This is a genomic window from Flavobacterium anhuiense (assembly GCF_050990855.1).
Lineage (GTDB): Bacteria > Bacteroidota > Bacteroidia > Flavobacteriales > Flavobacteriaceae > Flavobacterium > Flavobacterium anhuiense_C.
Genome location: NZ_CP158861.1, coordinates 3,841,657 through 3,865,343, shown reverse-complemented (window position 1 = coordinate 3,865,343; position 23,687 = coordinate 3,841,657). Strand labels below are relative to the sequence as shown.

Annotated in this window: 18 protein-coding genes, 3 tRNA genes and 2 rRNA genes; 17 read left to right on the top strand and 6 right to left on the bottom strand. The window is 35.2% G+C overall.

Features of this window, described 5'->3' with window-relative positions:
• Nucleotides 1-54: 54 nt before the first annotated feature.
• The 7 genes from ABTV69_RS17230 (at nt 55) to ABTV69_RS17200 (ending at nt 4,653) form a co-directional block, all read left to right on the top strand.
• Nucleotides 55-128: transfer RNA gene (locus ABTV69_RS17230), tRNA-Ala, on the top strand.
• A gap of 130 nt (nt 129-258) precedes the next feature.
• Nucleotides 259-3,141, top strand: a 23S ribosomal RNA gene (locus ABTV69_RS17225).
• A gap of 152 nt (nt 3,142-3,293) precedes the next feature.
• A 5S ribosomal RNA gene (gene rrf, locus ABTV69_RS17220) occupies nt 3,294-3,403 on the top strand.
• A gap of 70 nt (nt 3,404-3,473) precedes the next feature.
• A tRNA-Phe gene (locus ABTV69_RS17215) sits at nt 3,474-3,546 on the top strand.
• 6 nt (nt 3,547-3,552) lie between these two features.
• Nucleotides 3,553-3,638 (top strand) — tRNA-Leu (locus tag ABTV69_RS17210).
• Between the two features lie 114 nt (nt 3,639-3,752).
• Nucleotides 3,753-4,205 (top strand): DUF1569 domain-containing protein, encoded by a 453-nt coding sequence (locus ABTV69_RS17205; RefSeq protein WP_433830934.1) that lies wholly within the window; start codon nt 3,753-3,755, stop codon nt 4,203-4,205.
• 13 nt (nt 4,206-4,218) lie between these two features.
• Nucleotides 4,219-4,653 (top strand): nuclear transport factor 2 family protein, encoded by a 435-nt coding sequence (locus ABTV69_RS17200; RefSeq protein ID WP_433830932.1) that lies wholly within the window; start codon nt 4,219-4,221, stop codon nt 4,651-4,653.
• Here the strand turns inward: ABTV69_RS17200 and ABTV69_RS17195 are convergent, their stop codons facing one another.
• Together ABTV69_RS17195 and ABTV69_RS17190 are read right to left on the bottom strand one after the other, a co-directional pair.
• Nucleotides 4,654-5,304 carry an endonuclease III domain-containing protein gene (locus ABTV69_RS17195; protein WP_433830930.1) on the bottom strand — a complete coding sequence of 217 codons (651 nt, stop codon included), beginning with the start codon at nt 5,302-5,304 and terminating at the stop codon, nt 4,654-4,656.
• 44 nt (nt 5,305-5,348) lie between these two features.
• Entirely contained in the window at nt 5,349-6,050 is a 702-nt protein-coding gene (locus tag ABTV69_RS17190; RefSeq protein ID WP_433830928.1) for an alpha/beta hydrolase, read from the bottom strand.
• Here ABTV69_RS17190 and ABTV69_RS17185 point away from each other — a divergent pair.
• From ABTV69_RS17185 to ABTV69_RS17155, 7 genes are all read left to right on the top strand, one after another.
• Nucleotides 6,040-6,291, top strand: a complete 252-nt coding sequence (locus ABTV69_RS17185) for a hypothetical protein (protein WP_433830926.1) — start codon at nt 6,040-6,042, stop codon at nt 6,289-6,291. The two genes, ABTV69_RS17190 and ABTV69_RS17185, sit on opposite strands and share 11 nt — an antisense overlap.
• A gap of 39 nt (nt 6,292-6,330) precedes the next feature.
• Nucleotides 6,331-7,758: a glycogen synthase gene (locus ABTV69_RS17180; protein ID WP_433830924.1), complete on the top strand. Its 1,428-nt coding sequence runs from the start codon at nt 6,331-6,333 to the stop codon at nt 7,756-7,758.
• Nucleotides 7,748-9,028, top strand: coding sequence for a glucose-1-phosphate adenylyltransferase (locus ABTV69_RS17175; RefSeq protein ID WP_433830922.1), 1,281 nt, complete (start codon nt 7,748-7,750; stop codon nt 9,026-9,028). Before ABTV69_RS17180 ends, ABTV69_RS17175 begins: the two co-directional genes overlap by 11 nt.
• A gap of 74 nt (nt 9,029-9,102) precedes the next feature.
• Nucleotides 9,103-11,007: a 1,4-alpha-glucan branching protein GlgB gene (gene glgB / locus ABTV69_RS17170; RefSeq protein WP_433830920.1), complete on the top strand. Its 1,905-nt coding sequence runs from the start codon at nt 9,103-9,105 to the stop codon at nt 11,005-11,007.
• Between the two features lie 192 nt (nt 11,008-11,199).
• Entirely contained in the window at nt 11,200-13,599 is a 2,400-nt protein-coding gene (locus ABTV69_RS17165; RefSeq protein ID WP_433830918.1) for a glycoside hydrolase family 31 protein, read from the top strand.
• A gap of 84 nt (nt 13,600-13,683) precedes the next feature.
• Nucleotides 13,684-14,493 carry a M48 family metallopeptidase gene (locus ABTV69_RS17160; RefSeq protein WP_433830916.1) on the top strand — a complete coding sequence of 270 codons (810 nt, stop codon included), beginning with the start codon at nt 13,684-13,686 and terminating at the stop codon, nt 14,491-14,493.
• A gap of 162 nt (nt 14,494-14,655) precedes the next feature.
• Nucleotides 14,656-15,981: an MFS transporter gene (locus ABTV69_RS17155; protein WP_433830914.1), complete on the top strand. Its 1,326-nt coding sequence runs from the start codon at nt 14,656-14,658 to the stop codon at nt 15,979-15,981.
• 91 nt (nt 15,982-16,072) lie between these two features.
• On the opposite strand, the gene ABTV69_RS17150 is transcribed toward ABTV69_RS17155, so the two are convergent.
• The 4 genes from ABTV69_RS17150 to ABTV69_RS17135 are packed head-to-tail and all read right to left on the bottom strand — an operon-like array spanning nt 16,073 to nt 18,959.
• On the bottom strand, nt 16,073-16,795 hold the full coding sequence (locus tag ABTV69_RS17150; protein ID WP_433830912.1) for a head GIN domain-containing protein: 723 nt from the start codon (nt 16,793-16,795) through the stop codon (nt 16,073-16,075).
• Nucleotides 16,796-16,814: 19 nt separating this feature from the next.
• On the bottom strand, nt 16,815-17,873 hold the full coding sequence (locus ABTV69_RS17145; RefSeq protein WP_433830910.1) for a hypothetical protein: 1,059 nt from the start codon (nt 17,871-17,873) through the stop codon (nt 16,815-16,817).
• Nucleotides 17,857-18,390, bottom strand: a complete 534-nt coding sequence (locus ABTV69_RS17140; RefSeq protein WP_433830908.1) for an anti-sigma factor — start codon at nt 18,388-18,390, stop codon at nt 17,857-17,859. The genes ABTV69_RS17145 and ABTV69_RS17140 overlap by 17 nt, the downstream gene beginning before the upstream one ends.
• Nucleotides 18,391-18,404: 14 nt before the next feature.
• Nucleotides 18,405-18,959, bottom strand: a complete 555-nt coding sequence (locus tag ABTV69_RS17135) for an RNA polymerase sigma factor (protein ID WP_433830906.1) — start codon at nt 18,957-18,959, stop codon at nt 18,405-18,407.
• Between the two features lie 163 nt (nt 18,960-19,122).
• Here ABTV69_RS17135 and ABTV69_RS17130 point away from each other — a divergent pair, with 163 nt between their 5' ends.
• The 3 genes from ABTV69_RS17130 to porQ all read left to right on the top strand — a co-directional run bounded on the left by ABTV69_RS17130 (nt 19,123) and on the right by porQ (nt 23,684).
• Nucleotides 19,123-19,809 (top strand): hypothetical protein, encoded by a 687-nt coding sequence (locus ABTV69_RS17130; RefSeq protein WP_433830904.1) that lies wholly within the window; start codon nt 19,123-19,125, stop codon nt 19,807-19,809.
• A 259-nt stretch (nt 19,810-20,068) separates the two neighbouring features.
• Nucleotides 20,069-22,522 carry an endopeptidase La gene (gene lon, locus ABTV69_RS17125; RefSeq protein ID WP_433830902.1) on the top strand — a complete coding sequence of 818 codons (2,454 nt, stop codon included), beginning with the start codon at nt 20,069-20,071 and terminating at the stop codon, nt 22,520-22,522.
• A 142-nt stretch (nt 22,523-22,664) separates the two neighbouring features.
• Complete coding sequence (gene porQ, locus ABTV69_RS17120) at nt 22,665-23,684, top strand: type IX secretion system protein PorQ (protein WP_433830900.1); 1,020 nt, start codon at nt 22,665-22,667, stop codon at nt 23,682-23,684.
• Nucleotides 23,685-23,687 lie beyond the last annotated feature (3 nt).

The following is a 23,687-nucleotide window of genomic DNA, read 5'->3' as shown; positions in this document are numbered from 1 at the left end:
TAATCCTTATTTTTTGGAATTTGGAATTTAAAAATTTGGAATTTTAAAAAAAATGGGGGATTAGCTCAGCTGGCTAGAGCGCCTGCCTTGCACGCAGGAGGTCAACGGTTCGACTCCGTTATTCTCCACGGAAGCGTAAGCTTTAAAGTTCATTGACATATTGGGATAAGAAAATAATAAGAAAGTAGAAAGCGTTTTTCTTAAGCGAAAGCATAAGGAAAACAAAACAAAACGGATCATATTAAATTATGATTTGGTGCAATAAGCAAAATAAGGGCGCATGGGGAATGCCTAGGCTCTCAGAGGCGATGAAGGACGTGATAAGCTGCGAAAAGCTGCGGGGACGGGCACACACCGATCGATCCGCAGGTATCCGAATGGGGCAACCCGCTATATTGAAGATATAGCACACCGATAGGTGGGCAAACCCGCTGAACTGAAACATCTAAGTAGGCGGAGGAGAAGAAAACAAAAGTGATTCCGTAAGTAGTGGCGAGCGAACGCGGATTAGCCCAAACCAGCATTGTTACGGCCTTGCTGGGGTTGTAGGACCGCGATATTTCATGCGCAAGGAACCGGAAGCTTCTGGAAAGGAGCGCCATAGAGGGTGACAGCCCCGTATGGGCAACGAGCGTAATGGATAGCGGTATCCTGAGTAGGGCGGGGCACGTGAAACCCTGTCTGAATTCGGCGGGACCATCCGCTAAGGCTAAATACTCCTGAGAGACCGATAGTGAACCAGTACCGTGAGGGAAAGGTGAAAAGAACCGTGAATAACGGAGTGAAATAGATCCTGAAACCATGCGCTTACAAGCGGTCGGAGCCCTTTCGTGGGGTGACGGCGTGCCTTTTGCATAATGAGCCTACGAGTTAACGCTGCTGGCAAGGATAAGTGGTTAAGCCATGGATCCGCAGCGAAAGCGAGTCTGAATAGGGCGCTTTAGTCAGTAGTGTTAGACGCGAAACCGTGTGATCTACCCATGGGCAGGTTGAAGCTGTGGTAACACACAGTGGAGGACCGAACCGGTTGACGTTGAAAAGTCTTCGGATGACCTGTGGGTAGGGGTGAAAGGCCAATCAAACTCGGAAATAGCTCGTACTCCCCGAAATGCATTTAGGTGCAGCGCTGAGGATAGTTATATAGAGGTAGAGCTACTGATTGGATGCGGGGGCTTCACCGCCTACCAATTCCTGACAAACTCCGAATGCTATATAATGTTTCCCAGCAGTGAGGGCTTGGGTGCTAAGGTCCAAGTCCGAGAGGGAAAGAACCCAGACCATCAGCTAAGGTCCCCAAATATATGCTAAGTTGAAAGAACGAGGTTTGTCTGCCCAGACAGCTAGGATGTTGGCTTGGAAGCAGCCATTCATTTAAAGAGTGCGTAACAGCTCACTAGTCGAGCGGACGAGCATGGATAATAATCGGGCATAAGCATATTACCGAAGCTATGGATTTTGCAGTGATGCAAAGTGGTAGGGGAGCATTCTGACAGGGCAGAAGGTGTATCGTAAGGTATGCTGGACCGGTCAGAAAAGAAAATGTAGGCATAAGTAACGATAATGCGGGCGAGAAACCCGCACACCGAAAAACTAAGGTTTCCACAGCTATGCTAATCAGCTGTGGGTTAGTCTGGACCTAAGGCGAACCCGAAAGGGACAGTCGATGGCCAACGGGTTAATATTCCCGTACTTCTTATTGCTGTGATGGGGTGACGGAGTGATGAAAGCGCCGCGAACTGACGGAATAGTTCGTTGAAGTACCTACCTATAAGAGATGCAGGCAAATCCACATCTTTTGGGGAAATACGATAGTACTCGGAGTCTTCGGACAAAGAGATAGTGCGCCTAAGGGCTTCCAAGAAAAACCTCTAAACTTCAGGCAGTAAGAACCAGTACCGTAAACCGACACAGGTAGTTGAGGAGAGAATCCTAAGGTGCTCGAGAGATTCATGGCTAAGGAATTAGGCAAAATAGACCTGTAACTTCGGGAGAAAGGTCGCCCCGAGCAATCGGGGCCGCAGTGAAGAGGTCCAGGCGACTGTTTATCAAAAACACAGGGCTCTGCAAAATCGCAAGATGAAGTATAGGGCCTGACACCTGCCCGGTGCTGGAAGGTTAAGAGGAGATGTTATCTTCGGAGAAGCATTGAATTGAAGCCCCAGTAAACGGCGGCCGTAACTATAACGGTCCTAAGGTAGCGAAATTCCTTGTCGGGTAAGTTCCGACCTGCACGAATGGTGTAACGATCTGGACACTGTCTCAGCCATGAGCTCGGTGAAATTGTAGTAACGGTGAAGATGCCGTTTACCCGCAGTGGGACGAAAAGACCCTGTGCACCTTTACTATAGCTTAGTATTGACCTTGGATAAATGATGTGTAGGATAGGTTGGAGACTGTGAAGGGGCGTCGCCAGGCGCTTTGGAGTCATTGTTGAAATACAACCCTTTGTTTATCTGAGGCCTAACCCCGCGATGTGGGGGACAGTGCTTGGTGGGTAGTTTGACTGGGGTGGTCGCCTCCAAAAGAGTAACGGAGGCTTCTAAAGGTTCCCTCAGCACGCTTGGTAACCGTGCGTAGAGTGCAATGGCATAAGGGAGCTTGACTGAGAGACATACAGGTCGATCAGGTACGAAAGTAGAGCATAGTGATCCGGTGGTTCCGCATGGAAGGGCCATCGCTCAAAGGATAAAAGGTACGCCGGGGATAACAGGCTGATCTCCCCCAAGAGCTCATATCGACGGGGGGGTTTGGCACCTCGATGTCGGCTCGTCACATCCTGGGGCTGGAGAAGGTCCCAAGGGTTGGGCTGTTCGCCCATTAAAGTGGCACGCGAGCTGGGTTCAGAACGTCGTGAGACAGTTCGGTCTCTATCTACTGCGGGCGTTAGAAATTTGAGTGGATCTGATTCTAGTACGAGAGGACCGAATTGGACAAACCTCTAGTGTATCTGTTGTCCCGCCAGGGGCACCGCAGAGTAGCTACGTTTGGAAGGGATAAGCGCTGAAAGCATATAAGCGCGAAACCCACCACAAGATGAGATTTCTTTTAAGGATCGTGGAAGATGACCACGTTGATAGGCTACAGATGTAAAGGCAGTAATGTCATAGTCGAGTAGTACTAATAATCCGTAAGCTTATGCACACCCTTTTCCTCCCGAGCAATCGGGAGGAGAGAACTTTCTAAAAAAAAGCTTTTATGTTTCTTTATCCCAGTATGTTAAAATATTGTTTGATTGATAATTAATAATTTATAATTAACAATTAAAAAGATTGCCCAAAGCAATTATAACTTCTTAAGGTGGTTATTGCGGCGGGGCTCACCTCTTCCCATCCCGAACAGAGAAGTTAAGCCCGCCTGCGCAGATGGTACTGCAGTTATGTGGGAGAGTATGTCGCCGCCTTTCTTTTGAAAAACCCTGTTTCTTAAACGGGGTTTTTTATTCAAATCTTTGCTTATAGAAATATAAGCAATATGGTACCTTAGCTCAGATGGTAGAGCAATGGACTGAAAATCCATGTGTCCCTGGTTCGATCCCTGGAGGTACCACATCATGCTCGGATGGTGAAATTGGTAGACACGCTGGACTTAAAATCCAGTGAACAGCAATGTTCGTGCGGGTTCAAGTCCCGCTCTGAGTACTAAAACTTCAATTAGCTTTTGTTAATTGAAGTTTTTTTTTTGCCCAAAATTGAGATCACGCACTAATTTTTATATTTTTACTTTACTTTTTGGCTTATTAAACGATTCAGATTATGCAAAATGTATTTCTAAAAGAAGATTGTGGTCAGTTTATAAACAGAATTAATCAGCTTAAATCAGATACAAAGCCACTGTGGGGCACAATGTCTGTCGATCAGATGTTGGCTCATTGTAATGTTACTTATGAAATGGTGTATGACAATATTCATCAGAAGCCAAATGCATTTATGGGATTTCTTTTAAAATCATTTGTAAAAAAGAAAGTGGTTGATGAATCTCCTTATCCAAAAAATATAAGAACAGCCCCACAATTTATTATAAAGGGAGATCGTGATTTTGAGCTTGAAAAGAATAGACTTGTAGCGTACATCATTAAAACTTTAGAATTAGGAAAAGAAAGTTTTGAAGGAAAAGAGTCTCTTTCTTTTGGTAAATTATCTTCTGAGGAATGGAATAATATGTTTGCCAAGCACTTAGATCATCATTTTTCTCAATTTGGAGTTTAAAAATCGCATAACTATGAGAATTTATATAATTATATCTTTTCTTTTTTTAAGTATTTCTTCTAATGCTCAAAAACAAGAAGTTCAAAAATGTATTGAATCTTTTTTTGAAGGATTTCATCAGAGAGATTCAGTAAAGATTAAACTAGTGTGTTCAGATAAACTGATATTGCAATCCATTAGCGAAAGCTCAACAAAAGGAAATAAATTATCTGATGAAACTGCGAAGGAATTCTATAAATCTATTGCAACAATTCCCTCAAATCTAAAATTTCAAGAAAGAATATTGAGTTACAATATTCAAATCGACGGAACAATGGCACATGTTTGGACACCGTACGAGTTTTATATCAATGATAAATTAAGTCATACGGGTGTAAATGCCTTTACATTATTTAAAGAAAAAGATTTCTGGAAAATTATTTATGTAATTGATACAAGAAGAAAATGATCAATTTTTGAGGAATACTGTATTATAATACAAACAAATATCTTTTAAAAGACATTCTGGGCATTTTGGCTTTGGTCTACAAATTTCGCGGCCCAAAAATGAAATTGCCATTCCGATTTCCGACCAAATATTTTTAGGTAAGGCCTGCATGAGATCTTTTTCTACTTTATTACCGTCTTTAGATTCTTTAATTATTCCAATTCTTGGAGCAACTCTTATTACGTGTAAGTCAGCAATAATTCCTTCAGCTGGTTGACCTGTTTCTCTTAAGATTACGTTTGCAGATTTTCTTCCAATGCCTTTTAATGCGGTTAAACCAGACATTGTTAAAGGAATATCTTTGTCATCTCCTATAGTTTTAGCTATATCTAAAAGCCATTGTGCTTTAGTTCCATTATTTCGAACTTTAGAAATAAAGGGCTGAAAAGTTTGTAAATCAGTTTTTGATAAACTTTTAAGTGTTGGAAATTTTTCAAATAAAGCTGGTGAAATCGAATTGATATTAGCATCAGAATCTTGTGCAGATAAAACGACCATAACCAATAGCTGATATGGATTTTGATACTCTAAGGGATGTTTTCGTCCTTTATATTTCTTTAAAATAGGTTTTAATTTAGTTTCCCAATCTGATGTTTCTCCAAATAAATCCATTTTCGTTTTTCTTTTTGTTGGTATTGAAATAGTTACCTATAAAGTTAATTGATTTTAATGAATTCTAGAATTTTTTTGATAACATTTTGATTTCCAAGTATCTTTCTATGGCCAAGTCCTTCTGTTAAATACAAAGTTCCGTTTTCGAGATTTTCATTAATATGTATTCCAGCCTTCACATGAACTTCAGGATCATCTTTATCATGCATTACTAAAACGGGAATTTTTACTTTTTGTGCGGCCCTATAAGCCGAAAAATCATCCATTTTAACTTTATATTTATTCTCAAAAGCTTCTCTCAGAAGATTACTGATTTCTTTTCGCAAACCTAATTTAAAAGTAAATTCGTCTAAGATGTCTTGAATAATATCTCCGCTTCCTATAATTACAGCTTTTTTTACGTTAAGTCCGTCTTTAATTGCATTTAGAACAGACATTCCCCCCAAAGAATGACCAATTGCTATTTCAAAAGGACCAAATTGTTTTTCAATTTCTAAAATAGAAGCTATAAATTCAGACATTATAGTAGTTTTGCCTTTGGATTTTCCGTGAGCTGGTGCGTCAAAACTAACTGTTGAATATCCATTTGCTAAAAGTTCGTCGGCAATTTTAAAAAGTTGTGTTCCTCTTCCGGACCAGCCATGAACCAATAATACTTTACGCGGACTTTCACCGTAAGAATAAGTAATTACGCTTTTATCAATTGAAGGAATATATATCAATTCTTGAATGCTTTTGGCATCCATTTCCAATTCTCTTTTAGGAACTTTATGCTTTATTGGTGTTGTAAAAATTCTTGCAGCAAATTTTGTAACCAATTTAGTTGAGATAAAAGCACAAATTTTCGCGGAAAATATAATAATATTAGGAATTTTTAATGATTTAGTAGGATTAGTTGCCTTTTTTGCCATTTCAATAAAACTTATTAAGAGGGAGGATTTTGCTTGTTTTTTTGCTAAATTTAAAAAGCATAAAAATAGCATATAAATAGTTGCTTCTTACGATAAACATAAATTAATTTCTGAAATGGAAATATTTCATATTAGTGCAGAATGCTATCCTGTAGCAAAGGTTGGCGGTTTGGGCGATGTAGTAGGTGCATTGCCAAAATATCAACAATCTGCAGGTCATGACGTTAGGGTTGTACTTCCTTGCTATGACACGAAATTTAAAAAAGAAAATGATTTTGAATGCGTGCACTGGGGAACAGTTAAGTTGGGAGATTTTAATTTTCCGTTTAGTGTTTTAAAAGAAACAACAGACAAGCTTGGTTTTGAATTATATCTAATAGAAATTAATGAATTATTTAATAGACCAAGTGTTTATGGCTATGAAGATGATATAGAACGATTTTTATCTTTTCAAATTGCTACACTAGATTGGATTGTAGCCAGAAATAAAGTTCCAGATATTATTAATTGTCATGATCATCATACTGGCGTTATTCCGTTTTTGCTTCAGTTTGCTTATAAATATGAGAATATAAAGAACATAAAAACGGTTATTACCATACATAATGGTTTGTATCAAGGTTGGTTTGGGTTTGATAAACTATATTATTTGCCTGAATTTGATTTAAAACATGTTGGATTCTTAGAATGGAGCAATTCTATAAATTCTTTGGCAGTTGCTATTAAATGTGCCAATGCTGTAACTACAGTTTCTCCAAGTTATTTAAATGAAATTACTATTTCAGCAAATGGTTTAGAATCTTTGTTTAATTCTGTGAGAAATAAATCCAAAGGAATTTTAAATGGAATTGATATTGAAGTGTGGAATCCACTAAAGGATCAAATGATTGCTGAAAATTATTCTATCGAGAATTTTGAAGAAGGAAAAAGAAAGAATAAAGAAAAGCTGTGCGAGGAGTTTGATTTAGATTCATCAAAACCTTTATTTAGTTTTATTGGAAGATTGTTTGAAGAAAAAGGAGGTGATTTGCTTCCACATGCTGCTGCTTTGGCTTTATCTGAAAATTTTGAGGATATTAATATTCTGATTTTAGGATCGGGAAATGCAGAAATTGAAGCGCAGTTAACGCAGCTGCGAAATGATTATAAAGGAAATTACAATGTTTTTATAGGTTATAATGAAGATTTAGCGCATTTGATTTATGCGGGTTCAGATTATATTTTAATGCCTTCAAGGGTAGAACCATGCGGATTAAATCAGATGTATGCGATGCGTTACGGTACAATTCCGATTGTTAGAAGAACTGGAGGGTTAAGAGATACGGTTGTTGATTTTGGAGATGATGGAAATGGCGTTTGTCACGATCAAGCTTCGGTAGCAGATATATGCTATTCAATAAATCGTGCAGTTAGGTTGTATGAGGATAAAATAAGTTTCAATAAAGTTTTAAAGAAAGGAATGTCAGCAGATCATTCCTGGGAAAGTGTTTGCCAAGAATATATCGAAATATACAACTTAATAATTCAGCAAAATGAAATTTAAAAAGAAAAATGTAGTTGCCATTATTTTAGGAGGTGGACAGGGTTCACGTTTATTTCCATTGACAGAAACAAGATCAAAACCAGCAGTTCCGATTGGAGGAAAATATCGTTTGGTCGATATTCCGATCTCTAATTGTATCAATTCGGATATTTTTAAAATATTTGTTTTGACCCAGTTTAACTCTGCATCACTGAATGCTCACATCAAAAACACTTTTAATTTTAGTATTTTAAGTCAGTCATTTGTTGATATTTTGGCAGCAGAACAAACGCCAGACAATCCGACATGGTTTCAGGGGACAGCCGATGCTGTTAGACAATGTATGTCACATTTCTTGAAACACGATTTTGACCATGCATTAATTTTATCGGGAGATCAGTTGTATCAAATGGATTTTAATGAAATGCTGGAGGCGCATATTGCTGCTGATGCTGAAATTTCTATAGCAACCTTACCTGTAAACGCCAAAGACGCACCAGAATTTGGAATTTTAAAAACAAATCACGAAAGTGTTATCGAAGCTTTTATTGAAAAACCGCATCCATCGTTATTGCCAGAATGGGAATCGGAAGTAAGCGAACAAATGCAAGAAAAAGGCAAAAAGTATCTTGCTTCAATGGGGATTTATATTTTTAATAAATCATTATTACAGGAATTAATGGCAGATCCCGAAACAAAAGATTTTGGTAAAGAGATTATTCCGCAATCTGTAGGGAAACATAAAATTTTAAGTTATCAATATGAAGGATATTGGACAGATATTGGGAATATCGAATCATTTTTTGAAGCCAATATTGGCTTAACTGCTGATATTCCAGAGTTTAATTTATTCGATAATGAAAATAAAATCTTTACCAGACCAAGATTATTGCCACCATCGAAATTTAGAAATTCAATAATCAATCAATCTTTGATTTCTGAAGGCTGTATAATTAATGCCAAAGAAATTAAAAGCTCTGTAATTGGTATCCGTTCTAGAGTTGGCGAAGGAACTGTTTTGGAAAATTGCTACGTAATGGGAAATGATTTCTATCAAGACCTTGAAGAACTAAACCATGAAAGCAGTATTAATAAAATACATGTTGGTATTGGTGAAAACTGCTTTATAAAAAATGCTTTAGTCGATAAAAATGTCCGAATTGGGAACAATGTCCACATTAGTGGAGGAAAGCATTTGGATAATTTTACAAATGAATTGTATAGCATCAAAGACGGAATTGTAGTGGTTAAGAAAGGTGTAACGCTTTCAGATAATTTCAGAATCGAATAAACTTTCAAAAAAATCAATATAAAAATTCCAAATTCCAAATTCCAAATTACCAATCAATTATCCTCTAAACCGATATGAGTAAAGTAATTCCACATTCTCTTTTTACTGATTTTGATATAGATTTATTCAAAGCTGGAAAGCACTTTAAATTATATGAAAAATTAGGAGCGCATTTAGTTGAAGTTAATGGAGTAAAAGGTGTTTATTTTGCAGTTTGGGCTCCAACGGCTCAGTCGGTTTCTGTTGTTGGCGATTTTAATTATTGGATACAAGAAGAACATGTTTTAAATGTTCGTTGGGATTCTTCTGGAATCTGGGAAGGGTTTATTCCTGATATTTCAAAGGGAGCGCTTTATAAATATAAAATTCAATCTAATATAAATGGCGTAATAACAGAAAAGGCCGATCCCTTTGCGCGCTATTGTGAAAAACCGCCTCACACTGCATCTGTAGTTTGGGATTTGGATTATAAGTGGAAGGATGATAATTGGATGCAGAATCGCCAAAATTTTAATGCCTTGGATAAACCATATTCGGTTTACGAAGTGCATTTAGGTTCTTGGAAACGAGCAGATCATAATCGTTTTTTGACTTATCTTGAACTCGCAGATGATTTGGTAAAATATGTAAAAGAAACAGGTTTTACACATGTTGAGTTTATGCCCATTATGGAATATCCTTATGATCCTTCTTGGGGATATCAGTTAACAGGCTATTTTGCGCCAACTTCTCGTTTCGGAAAACCGCAGGATTTTATGATTTTGGTAGATAAACTGCATCAAGAAGGAATTGGCGTTATTCTAGATTGGGTTCCGTCACATTTTCCAGATGATGCACATGGACTGGGTTTCTTTGATGGCTCCCATTTATACGAACACCCAGATAGAAGAAAAGGATATCATCCTGATTGGAAAAGTTTGGTTTTTAATTATGGGCGAAATGAAGTTCGCGCTTTTCTAATAAGTAATGCTATTTTTTGGCTTCAAAATTATCACATCGACGGACTTCGTGTCGATGCTGTTGCTTCCATGCTTTATTTAGATTATTCTAGAAAAGATGGCGAGTGGGAAGCTAATATTTTCGGCGGAAGAGAGAATCTAGATTCTATTAGTTTTCTTAAAGAATTCAATGAAGTAATCTATTCTAATTTTCCAGGAGTTCAGACTATTGCTGAAGAGAGTACATCATTTCCTATGGTTTCAAGACCAACTTCTGTGGGAGGTTTAGGTTTTGGAATGAAATGGATGATGGGCTGGATGCATGATACGTTAAAGTATTTTCAGAAAGAAACAGTTTATAGAAAATACCATCAAAACGAATTGACTTTTTCGATGACGTACGCGTTTACTGAAAATTTCATGCTTCCGTTTTCTCATGATGAAGTGGTATACGGAAAAAATTCTCTTATCTATAAAATGCCGGGCGACGAATGGCAACGTTTTGCAAATCTGAGATTGTTGTATGGATATATGTTTACGCATCCCGGAACAAAACTGCTGTTTATGGGAGCTGAGTTTGGACAAACCAATGAATGGAATTTTGAGCAAAGTTTAGATTGGCATTTACTGCAGTATGATTTTCATTCTGGAATAAAAAGATTAATTACAGATCTAAATCAGTTGTATAAATCACAACCAGCTTTATATGAAAAGCAATTTAGAGAAGATGGTTTTGAATGGATCAATTATTCAGATCATCAAAATGCTATTTTATCTTATATCAGAAAAGGAAACAATCCTGATGAGAGTATTGTTGTCGTTTGCAATTTCACTCAAGTCGTTCGCGAAAATTATAGAATTGGTATTCCTAAAAAAGGAAAACTGGGAGAGATTTTTAATAGTGATGCTAAAATTTATGGTGGAAGTGGGATAGAAAATTCTAAAGCATTAAAAATAGAAGCGATCTCTTATGACGGAAGAGAATTTTCTGCCGAACTAGTTTTGCCTCCATTGAGTGTTACTGTATATACTTTAAATTAAGTAGAAATCTTTGAGTAAGATTTTGTCATTATATCGTTTTAAAATTATCAAATTGTTGATTTTTCGTTTGGTAATTTGAAACTCATTCAGAAAAAACGTTTTCGTGAATAAACCTTTTATTCATAGAGTGTTACGAACATTTTTTGTATGTTTGAGTAGAAGGAAAATGTTATAAATTAATTCATTGGAGATATGATTACAAACACATCATTAGAATACAAAGGCGATTTATATCCATCAAAAATTGTCTCTTATGAACATGAAGGAGATTCTATTTTCTTTAATACGGATAACAAAGTAATTTTAAAGGTTACTGTTCTTCGCGATAGCTTAATCCGATTTCGTTTTACTACAAAAGGCTATTTCAGCAATGATTTTTCTTATGCTATTGACAAAACGCAACTTCATGGTTATAACTTTCTAGAAGTTACAGAAGAAGAAACGTATTTTCAGATTAGAACCAGTAAAGTAAAATGTAAAATCCAGAAAGCAGATCTTCGTCTTTCAATTTACGATTTAAATGATTTTCTAATTCTTGAAGATGAACTTGGTTTTCATTGGGAAGAAAGCTACGAATACGGTGGAAATATCGTAAAAATGAGTAAATACGCTAAAGATGGCGAATGTTATTATGGTCTTGGCGATAAAGCTACTCAGATGAATCTTAAAGGCAAGAGAGTCGAAAATTTTGCTACAGATCAATACGCTTACCAAAAAGATCAGGAACCTTTGTATAAAGTAGTTCCTTTTTATATCGGACTTCATAATAAGCAATCTTACGGTATATTTTTCGATAATACTTTCAGAACTTTCTTTGATTTTTGTCAAGAAAGAAGAAATGTAACGAGTTTCTGGGCAGAAGGTGGCGAAATGAATTACTATTTTGTTTATGGTCCGCAAATGCAGGACGTTGTTACCACTTATACGGATTTAACAGGTAAGCCAGAATTGCCCCCACTTTGGGTTCTAGGATATCACCAATGCAAGTGGAGTTATTACCCAGAAAGTAAAGTCAAAGAAATAACCTCAAAGTTTAGAGAACTTCAAATTCCATGTGATGCCATTTATTTGGATATTGATTATATGGATGGTTTTAGATGTTTTACATGGAATAAAAACTATTTTCCCGATCCGAAAAGAATGGTTTCTGAATTGGCAGAAGATGGTTTTAAAACCATTGTAATCATTGATCCGGGAATTAAAATTGACAAAGATTATTGGGTTTATAAAGAAGCTTTAGAAAAAGATTATTTCTGCAAAAGAGCTGACGGTCCTTATATGAAAGGAAAAGTTTGGCCTGGAGAATGTAATTTTCCAGATTATACAAATCCCGTAGTTAGAGAATGGTGGGCTGGTTTATTTAAAGAATTAATTGCAGAAATAGGAGTAAAAGGCGTTTGGAATGATATGAATGAACCAGCGGTTATGGAGGTTCCAAATAAAACTTTCCCGATGGATGTTCGCCATATTTATGACGGAAATCCGTGTAGCCATAGAAAAGCACATAATATTTACGGGACACAAATGGCGAGAGCAACTTATCATGGTGTAAAACGATTTGCTTACCCAAAACGTCCATTTGTGATTACAAGATCAGCGTATGCTGGTGCTCAGCGTTACACATCATCCTGGACAGGAGATAACGTAGCAACTTGGGAACATTTATGGATTGCCAATATTCAGGTTCAGAGACTTTCTATTTCTGGAATGGGATTTACTGGTTCTGATATTGGTGGTTTTGCAGAACAGCCAACAGGAGAATTGTATGCACGTTGGATTCAGTTGGGCGTTTTCCATCCCTTCTGTAGAACGCATTCTTCTGGAGATCATGGAAATCAGGAACCTTGGGCTTTTGACGAAGAAGTTATCAATATTACCAGAAAATTTGTGAGTCTTCGTTATCAATTATTACCTTATTTATATACCATGTTTTGGCAATATATTGAAGAAGGAGTTCCGATGCTGAAACCATTAGTTTATTACGATCAAGATGATACGCAAACGCATTATAGAAACGATGAATTCATCTTTGGAAATCAGATTTTAGTCTGTCCAATACTTGAACCTAATGCTGTAGGTAGACGTATGTATATTCCTAGAGGTGAGTGGTATAACTATTGGACAAATGAGTTGTTTTGTGGTGGAAGAGAAATCTGGATCGATACCAAATTTGATGAAATTCCAGTGTTTGTAAAAGCAGGTGCCATCGTCCCAAAATATCCTGTTCAGCAATATGTAGGCGAATTAGAGTTTGACGAATTGACTCTTGATGTTTATTATAAAAACGGAAAAGAACAGTCCGCTGTTTATGAAGATGCTCAAGATGGTTATGATTATAAAAAAGGACGTTATAGCTATTTGTCGTTACGAAACATTGGAAAAGAAAAAGAGTTGATAATTCAGCTCCATAAAGAAGGGAAATATGAAACCCCTTACTCAAAATATAAAATCAATTTAATTGGCCTCCCTTTTAAAGTGACGGAAATAGAAATTGACAATGAAAAAATCGAATTTGACAAAATTAGTTTTGAGCAAAATAATTTCTTAATCGTTGATAAAGAATTCAATGAGCTTCATATTGTGGGCGAGTAGTTAAATTTTGATATTTTTTTGACTTATTGTGTAAAATAATTTGTTTTTTTTAATCGTATTTTTGCTATAAAAATAGCTCGAATTATGAAAAAATATATGTTTTTAGGGATTTTTGGAGCACTTGTTATGGCTTGTGCTACTAATCCAATTACAGGAAAGCAAAACTTAAATTTTGTTTCAAATAGTGAATTGTTTCCAAGCTCATTTCAGCAATACAGTACTTTTTTGTCTGAAAACAAGGTGATTACAGGAACAGCAGATGCTAAACTTGTAGATAATGTTGGTTTTAAAATTAAGGCCGCAGCCGAAAAATATTTAAACTATTTAGGTCAGACGCAATATTTAAAAGATTATCGCTGGGAGTATAAACTAGTTGATAACAAAGAAGTAAATGCATGGTGTCTTCCTGGCGGTAAAATTGTTGTTTATTCTGGAATTTTGCCAATTACACAAAATGAATCTGGCTTAGCAACAGTTATGGGACACGAGGTTTCTCACGCTTTAGCAAATCATGGAGCACAAAGAATGTCTGCAGCACAATTACAGCAAATTGGAGGAGCAGCTTTAGGAGCAGCAACTAGCGGAAAATCTGAGGCCACTCAGCAGATATTTGCACAGGCTTACGGAATTGGTTCAGAAGTAGGAGTTATGCTTCCGTTTAGCAGAAGCAACGAAAGCGAGGCCGATAAAATTGGTTTGACATTGATGGCGATTGCTGGTTATAATCCTGATGATGCTGTAGCATTTTGGAGTAGAATGGCTGCTAAATCAGGTGGAGCTAGCACTCCAGAATTTATGAGTACGCACCCTTCTGATGCTACAAGGATTGCCAATATTAAGGCTTTAATTCCAGAAGCAAAAGCAATTGCTCTTAAAGTGGGAACTATAAAATAAGGCAGTTATTGCAAAATAAAATATACTTAAAAGCTATTCTTTACTGAATGGCTTTTTTGCTTTAATGGAATTCATAATTTAATAATGTACGATTTTGATAATTTCCATTTGTTTATCATAAAAAATGGATAAATTCGTAGCCTATTTAACAAAACCTTTTCTATGAAAAACCTACAAAAAGGAGATAAGAAGCTTTTAAATGCTTGGGCATTTTATGACTGGGCAAATTCAGTTTACACCTTGACAATTGCTTCTGCCGTTTTTCCAATTTTTTACGAAGCTTTATTTAGCGACCGTGATCATTACATCGATGTTTTCGGAATGCATCTTAAAAATTCGGCTCTAATTAGTTTTATTACCGCAGCTGCGTTTTTAGTTGTTTCTTTTATTTCGCCATTATTATCAGGAATTGCCGATTACGTTGGAAACAAGAAATCTTTCATGAAATTTTTCTGTTATGTAGGAGCTTTATCTTGTATGGGCTTATATTGGTTTGACTTAGAAAATATTTATGTCGGACTATTATTTTATTTCCTTGGATTATTGGGGTATTGGGGGAGTTTAGTTTTTTACAATTCTTATCTTCCAGATATTGCATTTGAAGAACAACAAGATAGCATCAGTGCAAAAGGATATTCATTAGGATATATTGGAAGTGTTATTTTGCTGATTATCAATTTAGCGATGATCATGAAACCAAAACTTTTTGGAATTTCAGGAACAGATGGCGAAGCGGCCATGAAAGCAATGCGTTATTCTTTTGTAATGGTGGGAGTATGGTGGATTTTGTTTAGCCAGTACACCTATTATTATTTACCAAAAGGAAGTAAAGAAACAGGACAGAAACTTACGCAAGCCGTTGTATTTAATGGTTTTAAAGAGTTAAAAAAGGTTTGGGCATTACTACAGCAAAATATTCCTTTAAAACGTTACTTAGGAGGTTTCTTCGTTTCTAGTATGGCAGTGCAGACTGTGATGTTGGTCGCAACTTATTTTGGTGCACAGGAAATTCAGTGGGAAACTAAAGAACAAAGTACAATTGGTTTAATTGTTTGTATTCTGATAATCCAATTAGTAGCTGTTGTAGGAGCTGTTTTGACTTCTAGAGCGTCAGCTAAATGGGGAAATGTTCCAACTCTTATAGGAATTAATGCTATTTGGGCAGTATTTTGTGCACTGGCTTATTTTATTACTTTGCCAACACATTTTTATATTATGGCAACAATTGCAGGATTCGTAATGGGTGGAATTCAGGCATTATCTCGTTCAACTTATTCAAAACTATTGCCAGAAACAGAAGACACAGCGTCATTCTTTAGTTTTTATGATGTTGCTGAAAAAATCGGGATTGTAATCGGGATGTGTGTTTACGGTATTATCGATCAAATTACAGGAAGTCCACGTGCTGCAATTGTAATTTTGGCAATATTTTTTATCACATCAATTTTTCTATTGAGAAGAGTACATAAAAAAGACGTTTCAAATTAATTGAAACGTCTTTGGTAACATAATATCGCAAATTGCAATTGATTATTGATTGATGATAGTTTTGTAATTTGCGATATTTTATTTAAAATAATTAACCTTTATAAATTTTACCAGAACCTGAAACTTTTACATCTCTTTTCTCTGGATTTCCAAGATATTTAATATTTCCAGAACCAGAAACTCTTCCGGTAATACTGGTTTCGCACGTCACTACACTATTTCCAGAACCAGAAACCGTAACATCTACAGTTTGCGATTTTAAATTAGAAGCATTAACATTTCCTGATCCTGATATTTTGCTTGTAAAAGAATCTGCTTTTCCCTTTAAAACAATATCGCCAGAACCGCTTAGAGCCAAATCAAAATTTCTAGAATCAATATCTAAATCAAAATTTCCTGATCCTGAAAGTTTTGCAGAAAAACTATCGCTATTGATTTTGTTTTTGCTTTTAACATCCCCAGACCCAGATAAGGTAACTGATGCTATTTTTTCAAAAGGAACTGTTACCTCTATCTTTTTACCCATGCTAGTACGAAGTTGTATTCCTTTCTCAACATACACTTTCAATTCATTTCCTTCAACTTCGACTTTTATTTTTGATAGTAAATTTTCTTCTCCTTTAAGTATAATTTTTCCTTCTTTTCCTGCTACTAAAGCTACATCAAAGAATCCAGCGATTTTGATGCCATCATAGTCTCCAGTTGTTCTTGTTTCAGTAGTGACATTGCCATTTCCGCTTATTTTTGTTTGTGCGTTAGAATTTACTGCCATAAAAAATAGGCTTAATGCTGTAAGTAAAATTGACCTTTTCATTGTTTTGATTTTTAGATGATTATTTTTTTATTAGTGAAATATTTCCGTAGTTCGAATTAATACTGATTTTATTCTGGCCTTTTTTCTTGTAATAACCTGCAATTCTTTTGGTGTTGCTTTTTACTTCAGAAACAGAAATTTCTAAACTATTATCATGTTTAATGTTTGAATATCTTGCAGAAATATCAAAGTCGAAAGCGTAATTTGGTACGTAACCAATTGAGATATCAGTATATCCAGAGTTTATTGAAATGTTTCCGGCTTTTTCAGTCACAGTTCCAATGCTAATTTTGCTGTAATTGGTATCGTAGCTAAAGTTACTTGAGATTTCTCCAATAATAAACGTCAGATAATTTCCGGAACCGCTCAGAGAATTGATTTTTTGAAATTTAAACGTTCCGTAGTTGCAATCGGCTTTAATGTTTTGACCCTCAGTAATATTAATGTCAGTATAATTTGCGTTTAAATTCAAATTTCCTGAATCATTAATCTTAAGATTAGAATATTTAGCATCAATATTTCCTACTTTTAAGTAATCAATACTTGAATTTTGACAATATTGAATAAAGATCTGATTATTAGATCCGTTTAGTTTTCCTAAAGTGACTCTTCCGTATTTGCAATCAATATCGGTAGAAGACTCGGCACTTGGAACAGAAATATTACCATATTTATTAATGAGTTTGATCGATCCATTTTTAGGAATTTTAATGATATAATTAATCTCAAAACTGTTATTACTTCCTTTGCTTTTAACATTAGAGCTTCCGAGTTTCGTTACAGCAGAAACCAATCCTTTAAGCGCTGTAATATCTACGTCAATGCTATTTAATCGTTCATTGACCCAATTTTCATTCGGACCATTCACTTTTATTGTAATATCAAGATCAATCTTATCTTCGTCCCAGGTTGTAATGGTTATATTGCCATATTTATTATCAACATCGATTCCAGCATTGGCGTTAACGATATAGGTTTTTTTAATATTTTTTTGTTTAGTGATATAAGTATCATCATTTGAAAACCCTAATAAAGGAATCAAAAGAAATAAGATTAGTAAGTTATAGTGTTTTTTCATTAGAGTTGTTTTTTAGTTTTTCATTGTCTTCAATTCTTTTCAAAACGGTCTGTAAAAAAGAAATACGCGTTTGGAGATTGCTAATCATCGCATAAATAATTTGTTTGTTCTCACCATTTTTTTGCAGTTCGTTTATGATTTTTTGATAATCTGCGTCAAACGTTTTCATCTGTTTCATCGCATCATCAATAATCTGCTGATTTTCTGGTGAGTTTTTCTCTTTTAGTTTAACCAGTTCGTTATCAATTAGAATATTGAAAATAGAATCAGTACGTTTAGTTTCTTTAGAGGCAAATTTGAATTCTTTTGGTTTTTCATTTTTATAAAAAAGAGATATTCCAAGCATTAATACAATAGATGCGGCAATAGCGGTTATTGCCCAATATTTTTTCTTAGGGTCTTTTTTGTTTAGTTTTTGCAGAAAATCAATCTGGTGGTCAGAATTTAGCTCCTGAATATCCCATTTGTTTTCAAATTTGTTGAATAATTCGTCTAAATTGTCTTTTTCATTTTTCATAATTCCAATTCATTTTATAATTCTTCCAATTTTTTTCTCAAACTATCTTTGGCTCTGCTCAAGGTCGTTCTGCAATTGGCATATGTAATGTTCAAAATTTCGCAGATTTCTTCCTGATCATAACCCTCAATGTAAAAAAGCGTAAGCACCATTCTGTAATTATCTTTCAGCTGCAAAATGGTATCCAAAACTTGTTTTACTTTCAGATCGTTTAAGTCAATATTTTCAGAAACAATTCCATCATTTTCTTCAATTTTATAAAGCTGTTTACTTAAGTCTTCTATTTGAAAAGAGTTGTTTTTCTTATAAAAATCGATACTATAATTGATGATTATTTTTTTTAACCATGCACCAAAAGCCACTTCTTGTTTATAGTCATTGATTTTTGTAAAAGCTTTTAAGAAACCTTCCTGCATGACGTCTTGTGCAAAATGTTCATCTTTTACAATACGAAAAGCCACATTATACATCGCTTTACAATAGCGATTGTATATTTCAAATTGCGCCTTTTGATTGTTGTTTTTACAAAGCGCAATTAGTTCTTCGATATTTTGGTTGTTTATATTCAAGTAGTGGCTTTTGGTTTTTAATATAGACTTGGCTTTTTTTTGTTTGTTACAGTTTTGATCAAAAAATAAAAAATATTTTTTGATTTTACGTAATGCCGTAAGGTATAATACATTCATTGCTATAATTTCACATAAAAATTTACTACCAAAAACAAATTCAATTATGAGAAAACTAAACAAATGCTTTGCAATCCTGTTTGTTATGACGGGATTTATGTTAACATCTTGCAGTAATGATGACTCAAACGAAAGCGCTGGAGAATCAACAGGAGACTATTGGCCTTCTAAAGTAGGCAATCAATGGGTTTTTAATCAAGATGGTGCTGAAAGCACAGTGAAAATTCAAAGTTCATCTGATAAAGATGGTTATACCTATTATAAATTTAATCAGCTATTTGGAGCAACTGACGAAATTTCTGGAACAGCTGGTGCTTCACTTAAAAAAGTAAAAGGAGATTATTACGTAGTTATTGATGAAGTAAATTACAGTTCTGAAGGAATAACTGGAAAAACAACTGGTTATGAATTTATTCTTTTTAAGGATTATCTTGACGTAAATCAAACATGGAAAGGATCTTATTCTCTAGAAACGAGTTTTAACATTCCAAGTTTTCCATCTCTTAAAATGAATGCAAATTACACAGGTACTATCTTGGAAAAAGGAATTAGCGTAAAAGTTAAAGAAGTAACCTACAGTAATGTCATTAAGTTTAAGATGCATATTGAAGCTAGCGCACAAGGGCAAAATTCTTCATCAGATACGTTTTATTGGATCGCTAAGGATATTGGACTTGTAAAATTAGAATCATCTGGCACTACTTCAGAACTTGTATCATACTCTTTGAAGTAATAGAAAAGTAAACTGTTTAAGAACCCGAAAGCTTTTTTTCGGGTTTTTTATTTTCTAAACTTTAAAATGGATTGTGTCTTAAAAATGACTAATCAGAATTATTTAAGTTTTAGGTTTGTTTTGGCATAATGATTGTCTATTTTTATGCCCTATCTTGTAATTGAAATACAAAACGTGTTTTCAGTAAAAACTTCAATAAGCAATACTCTTTTTACAGATAGCATAAACTTTTTAATGACAAAACGACTTATATTTTATTATGTCAAACCATAAAATACTTACTATTGACAATCTGTCACTTCAGGAATTTGACTCTGAGGCAGATTTAATTCCATTGTTGACTCCGGAAGACGAAGAGGAAATGAATAATGAAGAACTTCCAGTTTCTCTTCCAATTTTACCATTACGTAATACTGTATTATTTCCAGGAGTTGTTATTCCGATTTCAGCAGGAAGAGATAAGTCAATTAAATTAATTAATGATGCTAATGCTGGTGGGAAAATCATCGGTGTTGTGTCGCAAATTAATGAAGAAGACGAGGATCCGTCAAAAGACGATATTCATAAAGTAGGAACTGTTGCTCGCATTTTGCGTGTGCTAAAAATGCCTGACGGAAACGTAACCGTTATTCTTCAAGGAAAAAAACGTTTCGAAATTGATGAAGTAGTTTCAGAAGAGCCATACATGACGGCAACTATTAAAGAAGTTGCAGAAGAGCGTCCAGATGAAAATGATTCAGAATTCACAGCAATTTTAGATTCAGTAAAAGAGCTAGCAATACAAATTATAAAAGAAAGTCCAAACATTCCTTCAGAGGCTACATTTGCGATCAAAAACATTGAAAGTCAGTCATTTTTGATCAATTTTGTGTCTTCGAATATGAATTTATCTGTAAAAGAAAAACAAGGACTTTTATCGATAAACGGATTGAAAGAGCGTGCTTTAGAGACTTTGCGTTACATGAATGTTGAACTTCAAAAATTAGAATTGAAGAACGACATCCAATCAAAAGTTCGTTTTGATTTAGATCAGCAGCAAAGGGAATATTTCCTTCACCAGCAAATGAAAACTATTCAAGAAGAATTAGGGGGCGTTTCGCAAGAAGAGGAAATGGACGAAATGGGGCTGAAAGCTAAAACCAAAAAATGGGATGAGAAAACGCAGAAACATTTCGAAAAAGAATTGTCTAAAATGCGTCGTATGAATCCGCAGTCTCCTGATTTTGGAATTCAAAGAAATTACTTAGAATTGTTTTTAGAATTGCCTTGGGGCGAATATTCTAAAGATAAATTCGATTTAAAACATGCTCAGAAAATATTAGATAAAGATCATTTTGGACTTGATGAAGTTAAGAAAAGAATGATTGAGCATTTGGCAGTTTTAAAATTGCGAAATGACATGAAATCGCCAATTATATGTTTAACAGGGCCTCCGGGGGTTGGTAAAACGTCAATTGGTCGTTCTGTGGCGGAAGCTTTAGGAAGAGAATATGTTCGTATTTCTTTAGGAGGTTTGCGTGACGAAGCAGAGATTCGCGGTCATAGAAAAACCTATATTGGAGCAATGCCAGGACGTATTATTCAGAGTTTGAAAAAGGCCGGAACGTCAAATCCTGTATTTATTTTAGATGAAATTGATAAATTATCAAACGGTAATAGTGGCGATCCTTCTTCTGCTTTATTGGAAGTTTTAGACCCAGAACAAAACAGTGCTTTTTATGATAATTTCCTTGAAATGGGGTATGATTTGTCTAAAGTAATGTTTATTGCGACTTCAAACAATATGGCAGCAATTCAGCCTGCTTTGCGTGACAGAATGGAAGTAATCAAAATGTCAGGTTATACAATCGAAGAAAAAGTTGAGATTGCGAAGCGACATTTATTTCCAAAACAATTGGAAGCACACGGTTTGACTGCGAAAGATTTGACTATTGGTAAAAAGCAGCTGGAAAAAATCATTGAAGGTTATACTAGAGAATCAGGTGTTCGTAATTTAGAAACTAAAATAGCTCAAGTAATTAGAAATGCAGCAAAAGCTGTTGCAATGGAAGAGGAGTACAACAAAAAAGTTACTGATGAAGATATTGTAGCAATTTTAGGAGTGCCAAGGCTAGAGCGTGATAAATACGAAAACAATGATGTAGCTGGTGTTGTAACAGGTTTAGCTTGGACAAGTGTTGGCGGAGATATTTTGTTTATCGAATCTTTGATTTCTGAAGGAAAAGGCTCATTGAGCATTACAGGAAATCTTGGGACTGTCATGAAAGAATCTGCTACAATTGCATTAGAATACATTAAAGCAAATGCAAAGAAATTAGGAATTAGCGCAGAACTTTTTCAAAAATATAATATTCATTTACATGTTCCGGAAGGAGCAACTCCAAAAGATGGTCCAAGTGCTGGTATTGCAATGCTAACTTCTTTAGTTTCGCTTTTAACTCAAAAGAAAATAAAGAAGAGTCTTGCTATGACTGGAGAAATTACGCTACGCGGAAAAGTATTGCCGGTGGGGGGGATTAAAGAAAAAATCTTAGCCGCAAAAAGAGCAGGAATTAAAGAGATTATTCTTTGTCACGAAAATAAAAGTGATATTGATGAAATCAAAGCAGACTATCTAGAAGGTTTAAGTTTTCACTATGTAAAAGAGATGAGCGAGGTTTTAGCAATCGCATTAACAGATCAGAAAGTGAAAAATGCTAAAGAATTGAAATAAGTTTTAGAAACTTAAAATTATAAAATTCCAAATTCCAATTTTCTCATTGGGATTTGGAATTTTTTTATTGTACTTTATTTTTAGTGTTATATAATTTTATATTTGCAGTTGCGTTATTCCCATATAGGTGCGCCAAAAACAAATGTTTAAAAAAGTTGTTTTATTTTTTATAATCATGATTTGTTCGTGTTCTTTCGGGCAAGTTGGAGGGCGTTACACTTATCAATTTTTAAACTTAACCACTTCGCCAAGACAAGCAGCTTTGGGAGGAGATGTTATTACAATATATGACGAAGACGTTAATCAAGCCATGTCTAATCCAGCACTTATAAACGCAGACATGGACAATCATTTGGCATTAAATTACGGGAGTTATTATGGTGAAGCTTCTTATGGTACAGCGTCGTATGCTTATACTTATGATCGACACGTTCAGACTTTTTATGCCGGAGTTACTTATGTAAACTATGGCACCTTTGAGGGATATGATGAGAATGGTCAGGCCACTTCTAATTTTACGGGAAGCGAAGGCGCATTATCAGTGGGATATGCATACAACGTTCCTTATACCGATTTGTTCATTGGTGCAAGTGCTAAATTGATTACGTCATCTTTAGAAAGTTACAATTCTATAGGCGGTGCTGTAGATTTAGGTTTTCTTTATATAAATGAAAACAATGATTTGAATTTTGCTCTCGTGTTTAGGAATATGGGAACACAGTTCACAACTTATTCCGGAATTAAAGAGAATCTTCCATTTGAAATTGTGGCGGGTATTTCGCAAGAATTGGAGCATGTGCCTATTCGTTGGCATCTTTCACTAGAAAATTTACAGCAATGGAATATTTCTTTTTCGAATCCTAATCGCGGAGAAACCAACATTGACGGATCTACAAATCCAGAAAAAGTATCGTTTTTAAATAATGCATTCAGACACGTAGCTTTTGGTGTTGAAATTTTTCCTAAAAAGGCATTCAATTTCCGTATCGGATATAATTTCAGAAGAGCTGAAGAGTTGCGCGTAGAAGAGCAGCGTAACTTTTCTGGTGTTTCATTAGGTTTTGGTTTAAGAATGAATAAACTGAAATTCAATTATTCTTATTCGAGATATACATTGGCAGCAAATACAAGTCTTTTTGGTTTAACTTTAAATTTTCAATAACGG